We start from the raw sequence: 20,714 nt of genomic DNA, 5'->3' as shown, positions 1-20,714 counted from the left end.
CCCTTCTCCCGCTTGCGGGAGAAGGGTTGGGATGAGGGGGAGGCTGTTGATCTTGCTGGTAAAGCCCCTGCCGAGCATGGCTCGGCACTACAGTCCCCCGTTTATTTGCGGGCGGTGAAGATGGGCGTGAGGTAATCGGTGCTGCCCTCGATCCGCTCCAGCGTTGGGTAACGCAGGCCACCGTGGTAATCGATGCTCAGCGTGCGGTAGACATCCACTTCCTTCACCAGCAGGCGCACCGGTTGCTTGCTGTCCTTGGCAGCACGCACGGCTTCCTCCAGCTCGTCGGCGCTGTACTGCAGGTCGTTCACTGCCAGCACCTGCATGCCGGTGCCGACGCCGGCGTTGAACGCCGCACTGTCCCAGCGTACTTCGTTGACGTAACCGGCCGGGCTCAAGGAAACACCAAGCGAATAGATGAAGTTGGCACCACGGCCCTTCATCGTCGCCTTGAAGTAGGCGCTGGGCTTGTCCTTGTAGACCAGCTTCCAGCCAGCCGCTTCGATACCGCCAACCAGGCCGGTCCTGCGTTCGAGACGATCACGCAGAAATTGCGACCAGTCACCGGTCGGCTGCACCTGCTCCAGGGTCGCGGCGACGTCGTCGTAGGTATAGGTATCCGGGCGCTCCCACTGGCCATCATTCTGGCCAAAGAAGGCCTTGGCGAAATCATCCAGGCTGCGCTTGCCACCACTGAGCGTGCGCAGGCGCACGTCGGCTTCAAGCCACAGCATCTGCCCGCCCTGGTAGTAGTCCTCGCTCATCTGGTAGCCGCGGTACGGCTTGGGTTTGCGACGGGCGATCACCGGGTCGTTGGTGGTGTCGCCCAACGAACGCCACTCCAGGCCGGGGCGGTTGTCTGCATACGTTGCAGCAACCATCGCCAGCGCATCACGCGAGGCGTCCAAAGGTCGGATACCAGCGCGCGCGGTCAACACATTGCCCCAGTACTGGGTCTGCCCTTCGTAGACCCACAGCAGGCTGCCCTGCATCGGCACGTTGTAGTTCAGCGTGGCCAGGTCGGCCGGGCGACGGTACTTGCCATCCCAGGAGTGGGTGTACTCATGGCCGAGCAGATCACTGCTACCGACCTTGGCATCCCAACCGCTGAAGTAATCGCGGTCTTCGCTGTTCTCGCTGGAACGCTGGTGTTCCAGGCCGATGCCGCCAAGCTGGTTGGTCACCGCGAACAGGAAGTCGTAATGGTCGTAGTGCTCGGCACCGAACAGCTTGCGTGCCTGGGTCACCAGCGCGCGGTGCTGCTCGATGTGCTCGGGCTTGGCTTCCAGATCCTTTGCCCGGTCGGCAAACACGTTCAAGCGCACCGGGCGCGTACCGGCCGGGGCCAGATCGAACATGCGATGGTAACGCCCAGCGAACACCGGCGAATCCACCAGGATTTCCAGATTGGTCGGTGCATAGTTGACGGTGTCGCCGTTGCGGCTGGCCACGGTCAGGGCGCTGGCTGCATCCCAGCCCTGCGGGTAACGCGCACTGGCCTGGTAAGTGATGGCATGTGCGGCGTGACCGGCCGGGTACAGCAGCATCGCGTTCCACTGCAGGTTGAGCATGTTCGGCGTCATCACCGTGCGGCCCTGTGCCGAATCGGTGGGGCTGAGGAACTGGAAATCCATGCGCAGCTCATTGACGCCTTCGGGCACCTGCACGTTGAAGGTGTAGACATCGAGCGGGTCGCGCACCCATTCCAGACGCTGGCCGTTGGCGTTGATCACCAGCCCGGCCAGCTTTTCGATCTGGCCGCTGGGCGAATGGCTGCCCGGCAACCAGGCCGGGTAATGGAAGCGCTGCAGGCCCGGCTGCACCGGTACGGTCTGCCGCACCTTGAACACGCGCTGGCCCAGGTCGGTGGCGTCCACTTCGAGGCGGATGGTGCCCGGATACGCGGCCTCGCTGATCTTCACCCCGCGTGCGTCCACGTCAGCCACCGCCGGCGCCGCGTTGGCCAAACCCATGGCGGCCATCAGGGCCAACCCCAGTACTGCAGGACGGAACACATGCATCACCAACCTCTCGTATGTCTGAGAAGACCATGATGCGACAAGCCCGACCGGCATGACACGGGCCGATGGTCATCTGCAGATCATCGGTAGTGCCGAGCCATGCTCGGCAGGGGCCTCATGCACCAACCAATGATCACCAGATTGCCCGGTTTTTTAGGAGCGGCGTAAACCGCGAAGCCACGAATGCCTGCAAGCTGGGCATTCGTGGCTATTGCTATTCGGCCGGGTTGGATCTGGCTGTCTGCTGCTCCGGTGGGAGCAGTGGCTTCGCGGCTTACGCCGCTCCTACAGAACAGCCGTCAGGTTCTTACAAAAATCTCCACGCGACGATTCAACTGCCTGCCGCCCGGGTTGTCCTTGCCGCCTACCTCATTGGGCGCAACTGGCTGTGATTCACCATAGCCATGTGCTGCCGCGTCGGTGGCACTGCCACGCTGGCGCAATGCCGCAAGCACGGCCTGGGCGCGGCGCTCGGACAGGTCCTGGTTGTAGTCGTCACTGCCCTTGGCATCGGTGTGACCACGGATTTCCATCGCGCTGGACGGCACTTTACCCAGCGCCGTCGCCAGTACATCCAACACTTTGCCGGCATCAGGACGGATGATGTCCTTGTCGAAATCGAACAACACCTTGTCGTTGAGGGTGATCACGTAGCCGCACGGCGCACCGGACGGCTTGAACTTGTCCAGCAGCGGGAACTTCCCGGCGGGCGGCAACGGCGGCAGTGGCGCCATCTTCACTTCGCGCGGCACCGCACCGATGGTGCCGGTACCGTCGCCGCGATTTTCGACGATACCCTCAGGGCCGCCGATCCACTTGCCAGAACCGTCGGCGTTGATCTCGATGTTGCCATCGCTGCCCACCCAGCTGCCTGAGCCATCACCGTGGTTCTCGATGCTGCCGAAGCCACCTACCCAGCTGCCGGCACCCTTGCCATCCAGCTCGATATTGCCGTGCGCGCCCACATAGGTGCCTGAGCCATCGGCATTCACCTCGAAGGTACCGGCCTCGTTGACCACACTGCCGCTGCCATCGGGCTTCACTTCCACCACACCGTCGCCGGTTACCGCCTGGCCGCTGCCATCGGCACCGATGTTGAACACGCCGTGCCCGCCGACGCGCTCCAGGTTGCCTTGTGCGTCGACATTGGTGAAGCCGCTTTCATTGACCAGTCCACCATCGGTGGCGCAGTTGGCCGGGCGCACGCTGATGCCGGCGACCGGATCGATCAATGATTGCATCGACAGCTCCAGACGCTTCTGTGCCGGGCCGCTGCCGATGATGCTGGGCACCATGATGGTCGGTATCACCGGAAACTCGATGCTGCCTGCGGTCAGCACTTCCGCGTTGGAGGCCGTTGGCGCAGCGGTCGCTGCAGGTGCAGCTTCCGGCGTTGCAGCAACAGGTTGATCGGCAGGCGCATCGCGCCCGCAGGCGGCGACAAGAACGCTGAGACAAGCCAGTGACAGGACAGCAACACGCATGCAGCAACTCCGTTTGTGCGAAGCGCTCATTCTTGCCAATGCGCCGTTCAATTTCCGTGACCACCGCTTGGCGGTCGGTGCCTCGATCAGGATTCATCCAGCGCAGCGAAGGACGCCGCCAGGTGATCAATGAACAAACGCACCGACGGCAACAAACCGCGACGAGAGGGAAACACCGCGTGGATGATTTCCTTCGGCGGCGCCCAGTCCGGGGCCACGTTGACCAATTGCCCTGCATCCAGCGCATCGCGCACGATCATCGTTGGCAACTGTGCAACGCCGACGCCCGCCAGTGCCGCGGCACGCAACGCCATCATGCCGCGGGTGATCAAACGCGGATGATGCGGCACTTCGGCCATCGCGCCATCAGGGCCGATCAGACGCCAGACGTGTTCGCCCTGCGGCACACCAAGCGCGACGCTGGGCAGCAGGTGCAGATCCGCGGGGCCGTGCGAATGCCCGTGCGTTTCGAGCAACGACGGCGCGGCTACCAGGCACTGGGTACGTTCGCCCAAGACCTTCAGCACCAGTTCGCTGTCCTCCAACGGCGGCGGGCGCACGCGGATGGCCACATCCACGCCTTCGGCGATGACATCGACGCGGCGGTTGGTGGCATCCAGGTGCACTTCCACATCCGGGCAGTGCGCCATGAACTCGGCCACCATCGCCGCCACCCGGAAATCCAGCAGCATGGTCGGGCAGCTGACCCGCACCACACCGCGCGGCTGCGAACGGGTCAACTCGATGGATTCGGCCGCGGCTTCGGCCTCCACCAGCATCGCCCGGCAATGCGCATGGAAGGTCTGGCCGACCTCGGTGACCGAGAAGTGGCGGGTGGAACGCTGGATCAGGCGCACGCCCAGCCGTTCCTCCAGCAGGGCGATACGCCGGCTCAGCTTGGACTTGGGCTCGCCCAGCGCGCGGCCGGCCGGGGCAAAGCCGCCGTGCTCGACCACCTTGGCAAAGTAGTACAGGTCGTTCAGGTCGAGCATTGCGGCTCCAGTGTTCACCAAATAGGACTATCAGACCATTATTTGCCGTCTACCGGCGTGATCGTCCCAAATCTAATCTTTGCTCCAACGCCGGCGCACCCCGCGCCGCCCAAGGAGCAGACAGATGAAGAAGATCAGTGGCCTGTACAGCGCGCCCCGCCCGCACTGGGTCGGTGATGGCTTCCCGGTCCGTTCGTTGTTTTCGTACAACACCCACGGCCGCCAGCTCAGCCCCTTCCTGCTGCTGGACCATGCAGGCCCGGCCGAGTTCGAGCCCGCGCCGACCCCGCGCGGCGTCGGCCAGCATCCGCACCGTGGTTTCGAGACCGTCACCATCGTCTATGACGGTGAAGTGGCGCACCGCGACTCCACCGGCGCCGGTGGCGAGATCGGCCCGGGTGACGTGCAGTGGATGACCGCTGCCTCGGGCATCCTGCACGAGGAATTCCACTCCGAAGCCTTCACCCAGCGCGGTGGCAAGCTGGAGATGGTGCAGCTGTGGGTCAACCTGCCTGCCAAGGACAAGATGGCCGCACCGGGCTACCAGAACATCAGCAACGCCGATATCCCGGTGGTACCACTGGCCGATGGTGCCGGCACGGTGCGGGTGATCGCCGGTGAGTTCGGCGGCCAGCGCGGCCCGGCCCGCACGCATACGCCGATGGACGTGTGGGACATGCGCCTGTCGCGTGACCAGCACACCACCCTGCAGTTCGCGCAGGGCCACACCGTGGCGATGGTGATCCTGCACGGCACCGTGCTGCTCAACGGCAGCCAGGTTGCCCGCGAAGGCCAGCTGGTGCTGTTCGACCGCCAGGCCGGCGAAGTGCAGTTGGAAGCCAACGCCGACGCCACCGTGCTGGTGCTGGCCGGTGAACCGATCGATGAGCCCATCGCCGGCTACGGCCCGTTCGTGATGAACACCCAGGAAGAAATCCGTCAGGCGATGGATGACTTCAACTCCGGCCGCTTCGGCCAGATCGCAGCGTGATGCTCAAGCCCCTCTCCCCATGGGAGAGGGGTTGGGGTGAGGGCGAACGAAGTCAGTACCAAGCAAACAACAGCGTAGTCCCCGATGACAGGGCCCATCCCGGTCATCTCTTCCCCGCACCGCTGCTCTGCGCACGCTGCGATGTCATCCAGATCCAAGAGAGTCTCGCCATGTATACCTTCCCTCAAGTAGCCAACTTCAACGGCGCAAAACCCGTCATCGACCCGAACAACGTCGCGATGCTGTTGATCGACCACCAGAGCGGCCTGTTCCAGACCGTGCACGATATGCCGTTCACCACGCTGCGGCGCTTGGCCTCGACGCTGGCCAAATTGGCCTCGCTGGCGAAGATCCCGGTAATCACCACCGCCTCGGTGCCGCAGGGCCCGAACGGCCCGCTGATTCCGGAAATCCACCAGAACGCGCCACACGCCAAGTACGTGGCTCGCAAGGGTGAAATCAACGCCTGGGACAACCCCGACTTCGTGCAGGCCGTGAAGGACACCGGCAAGCAGCAGCTGATCATCGCCGGCACCATCACCAGCGTGTGCATGGCATTCCCGTCGATTGCAGCGGTCGCCGATGGCTACCAGGTGTTCGCGGTGATTGATGCCTCCGGCACCTATTCCAAGCAGGCGCAGGAGATCACCTTGGCGCGGATGATGCAGGCCGGCGTCGTGGTCATCGATGTGGCTGCTGTCGCCTCGGAACTGCAGAAGACCTGGAACCGCGAAGACGCCGCCGAATGGGCGCAGGCCTATACCAATATCTTCCCCAACTACCAGTTGCTGATCGAGAGCTACAGCAAGGCGCAGGAAGTGGTGACCAACCACGAGCAGCTGGATTCGCAGCGCAGCTGAAGCAAGTCTCTAAGCAAGCCCCTCTCCCTTCGGGGTGAGAGAGGCAGCGGAGCGGTGGTTGGGGTGAAGGCAGACGAAGCCAGCGATAAACAAACCATCCAATTCTTTCAGCATCACAGCAGTGCGCACCCACACCCTCATCCGCCCCTTCGGGGCATCCCCGCCTTCGCGGGGACAAGCTCTTCTCCCGGAGGGAGAAGGAAACATCGGAGCCTCACATGAGCAAGCCCTATACCCGCCTCAACAAAGATGACGTTGCCGTATTGCTGGTCGATCACCAGGCCGGCCTGCTGTCGCTGGTCCGCGACATCGATCCGGACAAGTTCAAGAACAATGTGCTGGCACTGGCCGACATCGCCAAGTACTTCAAGCTGCCGACCATCCTCACCACCAGCTTCGAGAACGGCCCGAATGGCCCGCTGGTGCCGGAGCTGAAGGCCTTGTTCCCGGATGCGCCGTACATCGCCCGCCCTGGCCAGATCAATGCCTGGGACAACGAAGACTTCGTCAAGGCGGTCAAGGCCACCGGCAAGAAGCAGCTGCTGATTGCAGGCGTCGTCACCGAGGTCTGCGTGGCGTTCCCGGCATTGTCGGCGCTGGCCGAGGACTTCGAGGTGTTCGTCGTCGCCGATGCCTCGGGCACTTTCAACAGCATGACCCAGCAGGCCGCGTGGAGCCGCATGGAACAGGCTGGCGCGCAGCTGATGACCTGGTTCGGCGTGGCCTGCGAGCTGCACCGTGACTGGCGCAACGACGTGGAAGGCCTGGGTGCATTGTTCTCCAACCACATTCCCGACTACCGCAACCTGATCACCAGCTACACCACACTGACTGCCGGCAAGTAAGCCGCTGGGTAAGCACGGAGACGCCGCTTCGCCGCAGGCGGCGTCTTCGCATGAATACGCGGGCACTATCCGAAGGTCCAGTTCCGCGCATCATCGCTGCCGCGTTACCGTCCCCGGGTTGCTTCCCCACGGTATCCGCCCCATGCAGCCCACCACCCAAGACACCGCCTCGGCGCGCTTTGCGATCCGCTGTGCGAATTTCGCCGAACGCTGGTTCCCCGACTCCTGGGTGTTCGCCGCCCTCGCCCTGGCCGCCGTCTCATTGGCGGCCTTGTCCATAGGCGCCGCGCCTACCGACACCGCCAAGGCCTTCGGCGATGGCTTCTGGAGCCTGATCCCCTTCACCATGCAGATGGCCTTCGTGGTGATCGGCGGCTATGTGGTGGCTTCGTCGGGTCCGGCCTCGCATTTGATCGATCGGCTGGCCCGCGTGCCGAAGAACGGCCGCAGCGCGGTCGCCCTGGTCGCCATCGTGTCGATGACCGCATCGTTGTTGAACTGGGGCCTGAGCCTGGTATTCGCTGGCCTGCTGGTGCGTGCATTGGCCCGCCGCAGCGAGTTGAAGATGGATTACCGCGCCGCCGGTGCGGCGGCGTATCTCGGCCTCGGTGCGGTATGGGCCCTGGGCCTGTCGTCCTCGGCTGCACAGCTGCAGGCCAACCCGGCCAGCCTGCCGCCGTCGATCCTGTCGATCACCGGCGTCATCCCGTTCACCGAAACCATCTTCCTGTGGCAGTCCGGCGTGCTGCTGGCCGCGCTGGTCGTGGTGTCACTGATCATTGCCTACGTCACCGCACCGGCCGCCAACTCGGCGCGCGATGCCGCCGACTGCGGCGTCGATGTCACCGCCGATGCCGCCCCGGCCAAGGCCAAGCCGACCCGCCCCGGCGAATGGCTGGAGCACAGCCCGCTGCTGATCCTGCTGCTGGTTGCGCTGGCTGCTGGCTGGTTGATCCACGAGTTCAGCACCAAACCGGCGATCCAGGCGATCTCTGGCCTGAACACCTACAACCTGCTGTTCCTGATGGCTGGCGCGTTGCTGCACTGGCGCCCGCGCAGCTTCCTCGATGCGGTATCGCGCGCCGTGCCCTCAACCACCGGCGTGCTGATCCAGTTCCCGCTGTACGGCTCCATCGCCGCCATCATGACCACGGTCAACGGCAGCGAAGGCCATAGCGTGGCCCACATCATCTCCACCTTCTTCACCCAGATCGCCAGCCACGACACCTACGCGCTGCTGATGGGCAGCTACTCGGCGGTGCTGGGCTTCTTCATCCCGTCCGGCGGCGGCAAGTGGATCATCGAAGCCCCGTACGTGATGCAGGTGGCCAATGAACTGCATTACCACCTCGGCTGGTCGGTGCAGATCTACAACGCCGCCGAAGCCCTGCCCAACCTGATCAACCCGTTCTACATGCTGCCGCTGCTCGGCGTACTCGGCCTGAAGGCACGCGACCTGATCGGCTTCACCTTCGTGCAGTTGCTGGTGCACACCCCGCTGGTACTGCTGCTGTTGTGGGCACTGGGTGCGACGCTGGCGTATACGCCACCCGTAATGCCTTGATGGCTTACCGCAATTGTTGAACACAGAACGCCACGCAATGCGTGGCGTTCTGCTTTCTGCCCCCCTGTAGTGCCGAGCCATGCTCGGCAGGGGCTTTCACTAAATTCCGACGAATAATTCACCAACAGCGTTAGGAGCTCATCATTGCTTGAGCTATCCAGCTAACTGATCGCGCAGAAGCAATAACGATCCCCCATGCGGCTAACACAATCCTCCAGCAACGAGCTGTAGGTAACCGCCTCGCTCGATACCTCTTGAAATCTTGCGCGGCGTGAAGGAATCTTCACGTCACTACCAATGGATCAGGGGAGTCAGATCGGACTATGGAAATTCCAGTAATAAATTGGTTTGATGAGCCAATCAAATCATCTATCGCAGCAGTTTTCAAAGGACTGAACAACGGGACTGAGGCGATTGATATATTTAATAAATATCGATCAACCCACTTTTCTCAGTTGAAGGAAGTTGTAGGAAAAATGAAAGTCCTGGGCATGACTAACTCCATGCCACTTCGGGATCTCTATTATCCAACAACTGTCTCAAGCGCAATCAAGCGTAGACTCTATGCCCCAGAGTGGCACTCCATTGAAAGCGCGAAGATAGACTCAGCTCTTGATAAATCCAAGTCGAAAAAAATCGATGGGGCGGAGCAATTTGAGAAAAGCGACAGACTGGTAGTACTTGGAGGGCCGGGCGCGGGCAAGACCACCTTTCTGAAATTCCTCGCACTAGCGTACTCGGATAAAGAGATATTCGAAGACAGCAAGCTCCGAACATCAAAACTGCCTTTTTACATATCGCTTCCAGAGCTATCTAGAAGCAATCTTACTCTTTTAGAATACATCTGCCGCCCACTTATCAGCAAAGAAGGTGAGCATGCCAAGTATTTTATTGAAAGATCAATAAAAAAGGGCCTGTCCGTAGTTCTACTTGACTCACTTGATGAAGTCCCTGACGGGTCTCGAAAGCAGGTAATAGAGCGGATAACTGAGTTCTGCACTCTTTACCCCGACAATAAAATAGCCGTTTCTTGCAGAGCCGCCGACTATAAAGAAGTTCTATCAAATTTTGACGAAGTCGAAATTGTAAAACTAACGAAAGTCGCGGTTGAGCGAATCATACGATCTTGGTTCAAAAGTGATCGACCAATGGGCGAGAAGCTTATTGGCGTCATCAATAATGATCAAAGTCTCTCAGAGCTGACAGAGACTCCTCTTCTACTCAGTCTTCTCTGCATCCAGTTCAAACACGATCTTGCGCTTCCGAGACGAAAAGTGGAGGTCTACAAGCGATGTGTCGAGACTCTCTTGCGCGACTGGGATACAACTCGTGGTTTTAGGCGCATGTCTGTTTATGAATCGTTGTCAGACATGCACAAGGAGCGGCTTTTTGAACACATTGCGGGAGAAGCATCTAGCCAGAGCCTAACCTATACGTTCACGGACGAATCGGTTTTTTCGCTTGCTGCCACGTACCTAGAAAGAATTGGCATTGACATTTCTGAAGTTCGGAATGTGGTGGAAGAAATTGAGCGCCACCACGGAATCCTCGAGAGACACTCCATTGAGTCTTTTTGCTTTAGTCACGCATCAATCCAGGACTACTTTGTTGCCAAAAATTCGATCGAATGCCGAAGGGATCTTGAGCTGGTAAAGACACATCTAGAGGATGAATCCTGGTCATCTGTCATTGAATTTATCTGCGCGCTTCACAACGATCCTGCAGAAATATTCAAAATGATGACAAGAAAGACCTCGCTGAAAGATTTGCAGAACTATCCCGCAATTGAGCGACGCGCAAAACTTCTATACTTGATGTACAGATGCCTATCTGTCGGACCCACGCTGCGCGCAACTGATCGCCTGTCTGCAAACATGCACATAGTCAACTCTTTGCAGAATTTCGTCACCGCGATGGCCAATACGGGCATATATCCTATGTGCACCATAGGTGCCGCTGGCGTAACTCATCCCTACTATTACGATAAGAACCGGCGGCCATCACTTCATAATGCCCTACTACCTTACAGAAAGTTGACCAATGAGATACTGCATAGACCAGCCCCTGGTTTCTCTGAAGTAGCACTGAAAAAGTGCACAGACCTTTCAGAGAAGATAGATATAAATTTCACGGATGTAGCAGTCATACTTAACATATCTGCTCCGCTCTCACTATCAAATCCACACGGATCACTTTTGATTTTGGACAGAACCGTTGAGAATCTGAGCGAAGATACAAAATGGCTAACCAAATTTATTGATTCGTCCCGCAACTATATTCGCTCAAGCCTAATCTCAAGCTCATAGCTAGCTTGCGCTGCGCGGCGTCCCATCGCCGCGCAGTTTTTTGTTCCAACTATCAGGGGCTCGTCATGCTGTCTGCCGCACTACGCGTGTTTGTCGTGGGAATGCTCTGCGTCGCCGGCAGCGCCGCGGCGTCGCCTCCGGATGCGGCCACCCTGCAGGCCATCGAGGCCACCGCCTACGATTACATGGACGGCCAGCTGGAAGGCGATGTCGCACGGGTGACGCGTGCGCTGCATCCAGACCTGGCCAAGCGCAACCTCGTTGCCAACCCGAATGAAACCCTGGGGCTGGGCCGGATGAGTTCGGATGAGCTGATCCGTTTCACCCGCGAGGGCGCGCTGAAGACGCCGCGCGAGCAGTGGCAGCGCACGGTGACGGTGCTGCAGGTGGACGAGGATATCGCCACGGTGCGGCTGGAAAGCCCATGGTTCATCGATCACCTGCAGATGGGCCGGTTTGACGGGCGCTGGGTGATCGTCAATGCGTTGTGGCACCGGAAGGTGCGGGGTTCCTGAGTCGGGTGGTTTGGACTTTGGGTCTACGTGCCAGAAGCTTCCCCCCACCCCAACCCCTCCCCCGCAGGCGGGAGAGGGGCTTTACTTCGTTTTGAATTTTTCTTGAACTGATACTGAACGAAGCCGGAAAACCCCGTTATCGTATGCGGCTTCCAACCGTTGCCCGCCGCGCCAGCCATGAGCCAGACCGAAGTCGTGCATTCCACTTCCGAGCACGGTGCCTGCGAGAACTGCCGCACGCCGTTGCAGGGCCACTACTGCCATGGCTGCGGGCAGTCGGCGCATAACCCGCTGAAGAACTTCGGGCATGCGGTCGAGGAGGTGTTCGAATCGTTCTGGCATCTGGATGGGCGCATTTTCCGCACCCTGCGCGATCTGCTGGTGCCGGGCCGGATTGCCGTCAACTTCCTCAAGGGCCAGCGCGTCGGCTATGTGCAGCCGCTGCGGCTGTTCGTGATCCTCACCCTGTTTACCTTCTTCGTCGGCAAACTGACCCTGCACAGCGACGACTTCGGCACCGGCAGCAACGCCGATCCGGCCTTCGCCAAGGCGCAGACCGTGGCCGAGGTGGAAGCCGTGCGCGCCACCCAGGTGGCGCAGATCGAGCAACAGCAGAAGACGAACCCTGCGGCGGTGCCAGCGCTTGCCATTGCCATGGCAGCGATCAACACCTCAGCTGCGCAGCGCACTGCGGAACTCGAAGCAAACACGCAGCCATCCGCACGCAGCGCTACCGACTCGGCGCTGGCGCGTGCCAACGACGCAGCGGACCGCGTCAGCGCCGAGAAGAAGGCCGTCTTCATCAATGTCCCGGTCAACGGCAAACCCTGGGACGCCGAGACCAATCCCATCGTGCTGGAGGGCTGGCCGAAATTCGTCAGCAACTGGTTGAACCGTCGCTTGGCCAATGGCCAGGCCAACGTCGAGCGCATGGGCAACAAGACCGATCTGTATGTCCAGGCCATCCTGACCTCACTGCCCGGCGCGCTGTTCTTCCTGATGCCGATCTTCGCGCTGGTGTTGCGCGTCGCTTACATCCTGCGCCGGCCGATGGGCTATCTGGAGCATCTGGTGGTGGCGCTGTACAGCCACTGCTGGCTGATGCTGGTGCTGCTGACCACCTTCCTCATCGCCGGTATCAGCGGCGCGATCGGCAATGCGGTGGTCAGCTCGATCTGCGCCTGGCTGTATGTGCTGTTGTGGCTGGCGGTGCCGGTCTACCTGTTCTGGATGCAGCAGCGCGTATACGGCGGCAATCCGATCCTGACCCTGCTGCGCTACAGCTTCATCGGTTTCATCTATTTCTTCCTGGTCACCTTCGTGGTGATGTACGCGGTGCTGGCCGGCGTATCGGCTTGAAGCCGGTTTGAAACCACGCAGCGTTGCAATTGGGCGACGTGCGATTGGCTCGTGTAGCCCGGGTAAGCGCAGCGCACCCGGGCTGTTGGGGCGTGCTCGGAAAGACTTCCTGCTCCCCACTTCCCGGGTGCGCTGCGCTTACCCGGGCTACGGTCTGACGATTCAGGCCTGCGTTGCCTGCAACCACGCCTTGCGCGCAGCGGTTGAATGGAAACTCCAGGCAACGAAGCGGCTCTGCTTGTTGCCCTGCGCCATTGCCACTTCACGCACCTCAGCTGCGCCAACCTTGCCCAGCTGCTTGTGGATATCGGCCAGATGCTCGCTCTTGGCCACCAGTGAACTGAACCACAGCACCTGATTCCGGATATCCGCGCTCTCGCGGATCATCCGCCGCAGGAATGAGGCCTCACCACCGGTGCACCACAGCTCGTTGGCCTGGCCACCGAAGTTAAGCGCAGGTGCCTTGCGGCAGCCTGCCTGCGCGCCGCCGAGGTTGCGCAGCTTACGCTGACTGCCTTGCGCGGCCTCCTTGGCCGATGCGTGGAACGGCGGGTTGCACAGGGTCACGTGGAAACGCTCATCGGCCTGCAGCAGGCCAGCGAACAGATTGCCGCGTGCATGCTGTTGGCGCAGTTCAATGATCTGGCCGAGACCATTGGCCTGCACATTGGCATTGGCGGCCTGCAAGGCATCCGCATCGATATCACTGCCAAGGAAACGCCAACCGTATTCGGCCTGCCCCAGCAGTGGGTAGATGCAGTTGGCGCCGACGCCGACGTCCAGCGCGCGCACGCCGGGGCCGCGTGGGATCACGCCGTTGTTGTCTGCAGCCAGCAGATCCGCCAGGCAATGCAGATAGTCGACCCGGCCCGGCACCGGTGGGCACAGGTAACCCTCCGGGATATCCCACTGCTGGATGCCGTAGTCGCTGGCGAGCAGCGCGCGGTTGAGTTCGCGCACGGCAGCCGGGTTACTGAAATCGATGCTGTCGGTGCCGGCCGGGGTACGGATCAGGTGCGCACGCAAGGCCGGATTTGCCGCGACCAGGCGCACCAGGTCATAGCGGCCCTGGTGACGGTTGCGGGGGTGCAGCGGCGGCTGTGCCGCTGCTTGCCTGTTCGAGCGTTGTAGCCGGGAAATCATGTTCTTGTTGAGCGCTAGGGGTGACGAACCAGGGCAATCAGTGTGCTTGTAGGAGCGGCGTAAGCCGCGAAGCACGTACAGCAGCAGATGACATGTATTGCCTGCACCTGAGGCATTGTCAGCTTCGCGGCTTACGCCGCTCCTACAGGTTCAACAGCCTTCTACAGCTCCAAACCCTGCACGTTCTGCAGCAGCTGCGCACCCGCTTCACCGACGCGCAACGCCAAGGCCGCGGCAATCGCCGCATGCGCATCGCGCAGCACTTCGGCTTCGTTGCGGCTGGCGTCGATGATCTGCTTGTTGGGCAGCTCCAGCTGCTGGAAGATCAGCCGGCAACGCTCCAGGTTCTGTGCGGTTTCGAAGTGGTTGGGCTTGTCGCCACGCGCGCGGATGCGCTCCAGGCCCTGCTCCGGCTGCAGGTCGAGCAACAGCAGCAAATTCGGGCGCGGCGCGAAGTCGTTGGCCTGCAGCATCTCGTCCAGCGGCAGGCCGGCGGCGCCCTGGTAGGCGACCATCGACGGGAAGTAGCGATCGAGGATGACGATCTCGCCACGGGCCAGGGCCGGGGTGATGACCTCTTCCACATGCTGGCGACGGTCGTGCAGCAGGTATTCGACCTCCTGCTCCGGGCTCAGCCGGCCGGTGGCGGCGGTGGCGCGCAGGCGGGTGCCCCATGGGCCGTTGGTCGGTTCCTTGCCCAGTACGACCTGTGCCCCTGCAGCGCGCAGGTGCTGGGCCAGAGTGTGAGCGAGCGTGGTCTTGCCAGCGCCATCAATGCCTTCGATGGCAATGAGCAGGCCACCGGGAATCTGTTGGTTATCCATGGGCGCTACTTTAATCGGATCCGGCCGATACCGCGCGGCTTGACGCCGCTGCCGCCATGCCAGGAACAGCCCCCGTATCAGCGTTCCGGCACGGTGCAGCCGTTGATCGCGCAGTACTCGGCCGCCCGCCGCTGCTCGTCCTCGGTCAGCTCCGGCGGTGGCCGGGCAATCGCGGACTGGATCTGGTCGGGGCCGCCGGTGAGCTTGTTCAGGCCCTGCGCGGCCTTCATCAGGCCATAGCCGATGCCCATCATCAGGTAGCCGCCACTCATGCCGACCTGCTCGGGCGTCGGTGGCTCGCTCCAGTTCTTGCTGAAACGGTTGGGCGCGGCCTGCACCGGGTTCTTGAAGCGGTACAGGTCCAGCGGCTCGTCGTCCTCGGGCTTGATGGCACGCACCTCGCCCAGGGTGGTGACGTTGTCCTGCCCTGCAGGCAGTTGCGCATCCTGATCCGTCGGCAGGGTCGCTTCAGGCGCAGCGGTGGTTTCCGCAGGCGGTGCTACCGGCACTTGTTGGGCCTGCGCGTGGAAGCATGCCAGGGCCCCCAGCACTACCAGCATCGTCCTGTATCGCCACATCACCTACCCGTCCTATCATGAACGCCCGAGCCACACGATATTACCGGCGCCACCTTCAAATTTCGTGGCAGGTGGCCGGGCACCCATGATGTCCATTCACATTCACCGGTGCAGTGCCTGGCGACGGTCACTGACTGCAGCACAAAATGGATTTCGCCGATCAGTTCATAGGAGGAACGATGGTCAGGATGGCAGGCGCGTATGCGCGCTCAAATGGGGCAACCGCGCAGAGGTTGCATTCATGAGCTTCTATATCGTTGTGAAACTGTTGCTGCTGGGTTTCGCCCTGGTCAGCTATCTGATCTACCAGTCACGGCGCTCGGCCAACCATGATGCCTTGCAGGTATTACGCAGGACGCCGGTCACGCGCCCGCTGACGGAACCGGAAATCGCAGCCCTGGAGCCGCTGAAGGTCACGGAGAAGTTGCTGTTCCAACCCGAGGTCCGCCGCCTGACAGGGCCGTACCGCCAGCATGGTGTGAGCATCAACAGTGGCACCACCCTGCACGACACCATCAATGACGTGACCGTGCTGATGCCCTACGACGCCCCGGCGTTTGTGGGCGCCGACAACGATGCGGAAGTGGTGATTTCCGGCGATATCGCCATCGTCGTCACATTGAACGGCTTCGATGTGGTGAGCGGCCGCCAGCGTGCGGTAGCAGGCACGCCAGCAACTGCCGCCGCAACAGACGCCGCACCCGCGCGGTCCGAGCGTGCTCCCGGAAGCGTTGTGCCGACTGCCCCAACCACGCCGACTGCTGATCCGGTTGAATGGTTGCATCAGCGCACCGAGACCGCGGTCGAAGCGCAGCTGCGCCTGCAGCAACGCTGGAAAAAAGCACTGGCCTTGGTCTGGTTGGCAGCGGTGATCCTGCTGTGGCTTGGGGCGTGCCCGTTGGGCAGGATTGCGCAGACGATGTTCATCGTTGGCGGGTTGGGCTGCGTGCTTGTCGGCATCATGCTGGCGCTGCGACGCCCGCGCGCGGATGCCCTCCCACGACGCCAGGTTGATCGCGCCCGCGGCCCGCTGTTGATGTTCACCCAACGCGCCGCCGGCAACGCCGCCGTGGTCAACACCCATGCACTTCTCGGCGACAGCCTGAAGCTGCACCTGCCCGCTCATTGGCGCAACAGCGGCCGCGTCACTTCCGGCGAATCGGTCGAAATCGAGGTTGACCGCGACAGTGGCCGAGTCCTCGGGCTCGGCAACGGCTGGTCATTGGAAGACGAACAGCGACGCTTCCCTGAAGCCCGCTGGCGCACACCGCTGTTGCTGAGTTTGGTGGGCGTGTTTGCGCTGATGCTATTGCTGGCGGGAAATGATGGCGTCATCCCGAAGCTGAAAACCAGCATTGCCGCGATCATCCCCGGCAAGGTGCGAGAGGATGCAAGCGCACAATCGCTGCTGAAGAATCCGCCATCGCGCGGAGATACGCTGCGCCTCTCCGGTACGGGGTTCTGTGCACCCACATCGCACCGCGACGACTCCGGCGAAATGATTGCCAGCGCCGATTGCCTGCAGGTCCGCTGGGGCGGCAAGCCCGTCCAGGCGGGCTCGCTCCAGCTGGATCCAGCGCTCATGGCGCTGTACTCCGGCGATTACCTGCAGACACGCAGGTCCAGTTCACAGGCGATGCTCACCGCAATGATGGCAGGTACGGGCAGCTATCCCTTCGGCGCATCCGCGTCGGTGCTGGAAGTCAGTGGGCTGCATGACCTGGTGTCTCTGCTGGAGACTGTTTGCGCCACCGCATCTGCCGAATGTGATGCATTGAAGAGCTCGCTGGCACAAGCGCTGCAACTTGAAGTCCATGATGAGAACGGGAGCAGGTCGCTGACGGACTGGCCGGCGCTGGCGCAGGAACTGCGCAAGCTGGGGGACCTTCCACGTGCCTTCAACAGCATCGAACTGAACATCGCTGACGTCGAGAACATCCGCGGGCTTACCCGTGATTTCGCCTCCGCCGACATCGCCCACGCGCTGTCCAGGCAAACAGCGCAGATCCTGGCTCAAGGCAAGGATGGGGTGACGCTGGCGGTGGATGAACGCGCTGCAGATCCTTCTGCCGAAGATGCTGATAGCGGTCGCGACTACGGAAGCGACGACCACCACGGCGCGAACGGTTTGCTGGAGCAATGGCAGCGCACCCAGCAGCTGCTGGGTAAGGAGTCACCATTCGAAATCAATGCCCGCGTCGTTGGAGTGACCCAAACCGGCGACGGCTTGCGTGTGGAACTCTCGGCGCTGGACGGCGACCCCAGCAAAACGCCCTCCGCCATCGGCGCCACCTTGTTGCTTTTGCTGACCCTGGCCCTGCTCGGCAGCCAACTGCCACGGCTGTTCATTGGCATACGCAACGCCAGGCGGCGGCGTACAGGCTTGACCGAGGATATGCGCAAGCGCCCGCCCCCCGGGCAGCAACAGATGCTCTGAGCTTCGCCGGCAAGGACCCGAACCTGGAGCGCGGCGTGCTGCGCAGGCATGCCGCTCGCTTCGGCATATCGCCGTCTCAGCCATTGAGACGGCGATATGCTTCCATAAGACTCTTTGATCGGCAGTTGCGTGCATGGCGTTTTCCCTCGCTCCCCGCACCGAAGCCAGCGAACGGGCGCTGGCAACCACCGATGGCCTGCCATCGCGTGACGGCTCGCTGCTCGGCCAGCGCCTGGCCCGGCGCTACAAGGACCGGGTCACCGGCAGCTTCACCATTCCCGGCCGCGAAGGCAGCTATGCGCCGATTCCCGATGACGTGCCCGAGGCGCTGAAAGCCGCATTGAAGGCACGCGGCATCGAGCAGCTGTACTCGCACCAGGCCGAGGCCTGGGACGCCAGCCAGCGTGGCGAGCACGTCGCCATCGTCACGCCTACCGCCTCCGGCAAATCGCTGTGCTACACCTTGCCGGTGGTCAGCGCGGCGATGCAGGGCAATGCCAAGGCCTTGTACCTGTTCCCGACCAAGGCGCTGGCGCAGGACCAGGTGGCCGAACTGCTGGAGCTCAACCGCGCCGGTGACCTCGGCGTCAAGGCCTTCACCTTCGACGGCGACACGCCCGGCGATGCGCGGCAAGCGATCCGCCTGCATGGTGACATCGTGGTCAGCAACCCGGACATGCTGCACCAGGCCATCCTGCCGCATCACACCAAATGGGCGCAGTTCTTCGAGAACCTGCGCTATGTGGTGATCGACGAGATCCATACCTATCGCGGCGTGTTTGGCAGCCATGTCACCAATGTGATCCGCCGGCTCAAGCGCATCTGCGCGTTCTACGGCGTGCAACCACAGTTCATCCTGTGCTCGGCCACCATCGGCAACCCGCATGCGCATGCCGAGGCGCTGGTGGAAGAGAAGGTGCATGCGATCACGGAGTCCGGCGCACCGACCGGGCCCAAGCACGTGCTGCTGTGGAACCCCCCAGTGATCAACCCGGACCTTGGCCTGCGTGCCTCGGCACGATCACAAGCCAATCGTATTGCCCGCATCGCGATCAAGAGCGGCTTGAAGACCCTGGTGTTCGCACAGACGCGCTTGATGGTGGAGGTGCTGACAAAGTACCTGAAGGACATCTTCGACAACGACCCGCGCAAGCCGGCGCGCATCCGCGCCTACCGCGGTGGTTACCTGCCGACCGAGCGCCGCGAGGTGGAACGGGCGATGCGCGCCGGCAACATCGACGGCATCGTCAGCACCTCGGCGCTGGAGCTGGGCGTGGATATCGGCGCGCTCGACGTGGTCATCCTCAACGGCTACCCCGGCAGCGTTGCGGCGACATGGCAACGCTTCGGCCGCGCCGGTCGTCGTCAGCAGGCCGCGCTGGGCGTGATGGTGGCCAGCAGCCAGCCGCTGGACCAGTACGTGGTGCGGCATCCGGATTTCTTCGCCAACGCGACGCCCGAGCATGCACGCATTTCGCCGGACCAGCCGCTGATCCTGTTCGATCACATCCGCTGTGCGGCGTTCGAGCTGCCCTTCCTGGCTGGTGAGCCGTTCGGGCCGATCGATCCGCTGGTATTCCTGCAGGCGCTGGCCGAGACCGAAGTGGTGCACCAGGAAGGCGACCGCTGGGAGTGGATCGCCGACAGCTATCCCGCCAACGCAGTGAGCCTGCGCGCGGTGGCCGATGGCAACTTCGTGGTGGTGGACCGCAGCGACGGCAAGCAGCAGATCATCGCCGAGGTGGATTACTCCGCCGCTGCGTTGACGCTGTACGAAGGCGCCATCCACATGGTGCAGAGCACGCCGTACCAGGTGGAGCGGCTGGACTGGGACGGCCGCAAGGCCTACGTGACCCGCACGCACGTCGACTACTACACCGACAGCATCGACTACACCAAGCTGAAAGTACTGGACCGCTTTGATGGCAACGGCGCCGGCCGTGGCGATTCACACCACGGCGAAGTGCATGTGGTGCGGCGCGTGGCCGGCTACAAGAAGATCCGCTACTACACGCACGAGAACATCGGCTACGGCCCGGTCAACCTGCCCGATCAGGAACTGCACACCACGTCCGTCTGGTGGCAGCTGCCGCAGGCGACGTTGCTGCGTAGCTTCGCGCAGAAGCAGGATGCACTGGACGGTTTCCTCGGTGCCGCCTATGCGCTGCACATCGTCGCCACCGTCGCGGTGATGGCCGACGCCCGCGATCTGCAGAAAGCAGTGGGCAATGGCGATGGTGCCTGGTTTGCAATCGCCGACCAGACCGGCCGCGGTCAGCTGCGTGGTAATGAAGCCGGCGAAGCCTCGGTGGAACTGATGCAGAGTTTCGTCCCCACGGTCTACCTGTACGACAACTTCCCCGGTGGCGTGGGCCTGAGCGAACCACTGTGGCAGCGCCAAGGCGAGCTGGTGCAGCGCGCGTTGGAATTGGTGGAGCGTTGCGACTGCAATGCCGGCTGTCCGGCCTGCGTTGGCCCGGTGCTGGCTGCGCAGGAAGATGAAAAGGGACCGACACCACGCGCATTGGCATTGACCGTGTTGTCGCTGTTGTCGGCCGAGCGTTGCGACCAGGTGCCAACCATCGTCATGGACGAGGCCGTCGACCTGCTGCCATGAGCATCAGCCTGGACAAATTGAAGGCCCTGCGTAAACAGGCGGGGCTGGCAACGGCAGCACCTGCGGAATCAGCGGGGCCCGCAGCTGTTGTAGGAGCGGGGGGGGCCGCCCACCCCCCCAAGGTGGGTGGGGGCGCCATTGCCGGTTTAGCCCGGGGAGATGGGGTGTTGGTGGGGGG

General features: G+C 62.2%; 15 protein-coding genes. 9 read left to right on the top strand and 6 right to left on the bottom strand.

Features of this window, described 5'->3' with window-relative positions; translation table 11 throughout:
- Positions 1 to 101 precede the first annotated feature (101 nt).
- The 3 genes from AC1VWL_RS05090 to AC1VWL_RS05080 all read right to left on the bottom strand — a co-directional run bounded on the left by AC1VWL_RS05090 (position 102) and on the right by AC1VWL_RS05080 (position 4,497).
- On the bottom strand, positions 102 to 2,021 hold the full coding sequence (locus AC1VWL_RS05090) for a M61 family metallopeptidase (RefSeq protein WP_482985980.1): 1,920 nt from the start codon (positions 2,019 to 2,021) through the stop codon (positions 102 to 104).
- Between the two features lie 299 nt (positions 2,022 to 2,320).
- Positions 2,321 to 3,505, bottom strand: coding sequence for an OmpA family protein (locus AC1VWL_RS05085; RefSeq protein WP_482985979.1), 1,185 nt, complete (start codon positions 3,503 to 3,505; stop codon positions 2,321 to 2,323).
- An 86-nt stretch (positions 3,506 to 3,591) separates the two neighbouring features.
- Positions 3,592 to 4,497, bottom strand: coding sequence for a LysR family transcriptional regulator (locus AC1VWL_RS05080; protein ID WP_296249089.1), 906 nt, complete (start codon positions 4,495 to 4,497; stop codon positions 3,592 to 3,594).
- A gap of 124 nt (positions 4,498 to 4,621) precedes the next feature.
- On the opposite strand from AC1VWL_RS05080, the gene AC1VWL_RS05075 reads away from it, so the two are divergent.
- The 7 genes from AC1VWL_RS05075 to AC1VWL_RS05045 all read left to right on the top strand — a co-directional run bounded on the left by AC1VWL_RS05075 (position 4,622) and on the right by AC1VWL_RS05045 (position 12,937).
- A complete protein-coding gene (locus AC1VWL_RS05075) occupies positions 4,622 to 5,488 on the top strand; it encodes a pirin family protein (protein WP_481534123.1) in 867 nt (288 codons plus the stop codon).
- 170 nt (positions 5,489 to 5,658) lie between these two features.
- Positions 5,659 to 6,348, top strand: a complete 690-nt coding sequence (locus AC1VWL_RS05070) for an isochorismatase family protein (protein WP_481534124.1) — start codon at positions 5,659 to 5,661, stop codon at positions 6,346 to 6,348.
- Between the two features lie 218 nt (positions 6,349 to 6,566).
- Positions 6,567 to 7,193, top strand: coding sequence for an isochorismate family cysteine hydrolase YcaC (gene ycaC / locus AC1VWL_RS05065; protein WP_482985978.1), 627 nt, complete (start codon positions 6,567 to 6,569; stop codon positions 7,191 to 7,193).
- Between the two features lie 142 nt (positions 7,194 to 7,335).
- On the top strand, positions 7,336 to 8,757 hold the full coding sequence (locus tag AC1VWL_RS05060; RefSeq protein ID WP_482985977.1) for a short-chain fatty acid transporter: 1,422 nt from the start codon (positions 7,336 to 7,338) through the stop codon (positions 8,755 to 8,757).
- Between the two features lie 323 nt (positions 8,758 to 9,080).
- The gene (locus AC1VWL_RS05055; protein WP_482985976.1) at positions 9,081 to 11,063 is read left to right on the top strand and encodes an NACHT domain-containing protein; all 1,983 of its coding nucleotides are present in this window, start codon (positions 9,081 to 9,083) and stop codon (positions 11,061 to 11,063) included.
- Between the two features lie 65 nt (positions 11,064 to 11,128).
- The gene (locus AC1VWL_RS05050) at positions 11,129 to 11,578 is read left to right on the top strand and encodes a nuclear transport factor 2 family protein (RefSeq protein ID WP_482985975.1); all 450 of its coding nucleotides are present in this window, start codon (positions 11,129 to 11,131) and stop codon (positions 11,576 to 11,578) included.
- A 177-nt stretch (positions 11,579 to 11,755) separates the two neighbouring features.
- The gene (locus AC1VWL_RS05045; RefSeq protein WP_482985974.1) at positions 11,756 to 12,937 is read left to right on the top strand and encodes a DUF3667 domain-containing protein; all 1,182 of its coding nucleotides are present in this window, start codon (positions 11,756 to 11,758) and stop codon (positions 12,935 to 12,937) included.
- A 162-nt stretch (positions 12,938 to 13,099) separates the two neighbouring features.
- Here AC1VWL_RS05045 and rlmF read toward each other — a convergent pair whose 3' ends face one another.
- From rlmF to AC1VWL_RS05030, 3 genes are all read right to left on the bottom strand, one after another.
- Entirely contained in the window at positions 13,100 to 14,080 is a 981-nt protein-coding gene (gene rlmF, locus AC1VWL_RS05040; RefSeq protein WP_482985973.1) for a 23S rRNA (adenine(1618)-N(6))-methyltransferase RlmF, read from the bottom strand.
- 161 nt (positions 14,081 to 14,241) lie between these two features.
- Positions 14,242 to 14,904 carry a dTMP kinase gene (gene tmk, locus AC1VWL_RS05035; RefSeq protein ID WP_481615304.1) on the bottom strand — a complete coding sequence of 221 codons (663 nt, stop codon included), beginning with the start codon at positions 14,902 to 14,904 and terminating at the stop codon, positions 14,242 to 14,244.
- A 77-nt stretch (positions 14,905 to 14,981) separates the two neighbouring features.
- A complete protein-coding gene (locus AC1VWL_RS05030) occupies positions 14,982 to 15,482 on the bottom strand; it encodes a hypothetical protein (RefSeq protein ID WP_482985972.1) in 501 nt (166 codons plus the stop codon).
- Here AC1VWL_RS05030 and AC1VWL_RS05025 point away from each other — a divergent pair.
- Positions 15,385 to 17,919: an IgaA/UmoB family intracellular growth attenuator gene (locus tag AC1VWL_RS05025; protein ID WP_482985971.1), complete on the top strand. Its 2,535-nt coding sequence runs from the start codon at positions 15,385 to 15,387 to the stop codon at positions 17,917 to 17,919. The genes AC1VWL_RS05030 and AC1VWL_RS05025 overlap by 98 nt on opposite strands.
- 133 nt (positions 17,920 to 18,052) lie before the next feature.
- A complete protein-coding gene (locus AC1VWL_RS05020; protein WP_482985970.1) occupies positions 18,053 to 20,536 on the top strand; it encodes a DEAD/DEAH box helicase in 2,484 nt (827 codons plus the stop codon).
- Positions 20,537 to 20,714: the final 178 nt, after the last annotated feature.

It is taken from the genome of Stenotrophomonas sp. STEN063 (genome assembly GCF_056854515.1).
The sequence above is the reverse complement of the archived record's forward strand: the minus strand, read 5'-3'. Positions and strand labels throughout refer to the sequence as shown.

Excerpts from the sequence above, each read along its gene's own strand:
- AC1VWL_RS05085 (WP_482985979.1), bottom strand. The coding sequence starts at position 3,505 with ATGCGTGTTGCTGTCCTGTCACTGGCTTGTCTCAGCGTTCTTGTCGCC.
- ycaC (WP_482985978.1), top strand. The coding sequence starts at position 6,567 with ATGAGCAAGCCCTATACCCGCCTCAACAAAGATGACGTTGCCGTATTG.
- AC1VWL_RS05060 (WP_482985977.1), top strand. The coding sequence starts at position 7,336 with ATGCAGCCCACCACCCAAGACACCGCCTCGGCGCGCTTTGCGATCCGC.
- AC1VWL_RS05030 (WP_482985972.1), bottom strand. The coding sequence starts at position 15,482 with ATGTGGCGATACAGGACGATGCTGGTAGTGCTGGGGGCCCTGGCATGC.
- AC1VWL_RS05075 (WP_481534123.1), top strand. The coding sequence starts at position 4,622 with ATGAAGAAGATCAGTGGCCTGTACAGCGCGCCCCGCCCGCACTGGGTC.
- AC1VWL_RS05045 (WP_482985974.1), top strand. The coding sequence starts at position 11,756 with ATGAGCCAGACCGAAGTCGTGCATTCCACTTCCGAGCACGGTGCCTGC.
- AC1VWL_RS05090 (WP_482985980.1), bottom strand. The coding sequence starts at position 2,021 with ATGCATGTGTTCCGTCCTGCAGTACTGGGGTTGGCCCTGATGGCCGCC.
- AC1VWL_RS05050 (WP_482985975.1), top strand. The coding sequence starts at position 11,129 with ATGCTGTCTGCCGCACTACGCGTGTTTGTCGTGGGAATGCTCTGCGTC.
- AC1VWL_RS05020 (WP_482985970.1), top strand. The coding sequence starts at position 18,053 with ATGGCGTTTTCCCTCGCTCCCCGCACCGAAGCCAGCGAACGGGCGCTG.
- AC1VWL_RS05070 (WP_481534124.1), top strand. The coding sequence starts at position 5,659 with ATGTATACCTTCCCTCAAGTAGCCAACTTCAACGGCGCAAAACCCGTC.
- AC1VWL_RS05080 (WP_296249089.1), bottom strand. The coding sequence starts at position 4,497 with ATGCTCGACCTGAACGACCTGTACTACTTTGCCAAGGTGGTCGAGCAC.
- rlmF (WP_482985973.1), bottom strand. The coding sequence starts at position 14,080 with ATGATTTCCCGGCTACAACGCTCGAACAGGCAAGCAGCGGCACAGCCG.
- tmk (WP_481615304.1), bottom strand. The coding sequence starts at position 14,904 with ATGGATAACCAACAGATTCCCGGTGGCCTGCTCATTGCCATCGAAGGC.
- AC1VWL_RS05055 (WP_482985976.1), top strand. The coding sequence starts at position 9,081 with ATGGAAATTCCAGTAATAAATTGGTTTGATGAGCCAATCAAATCATCT.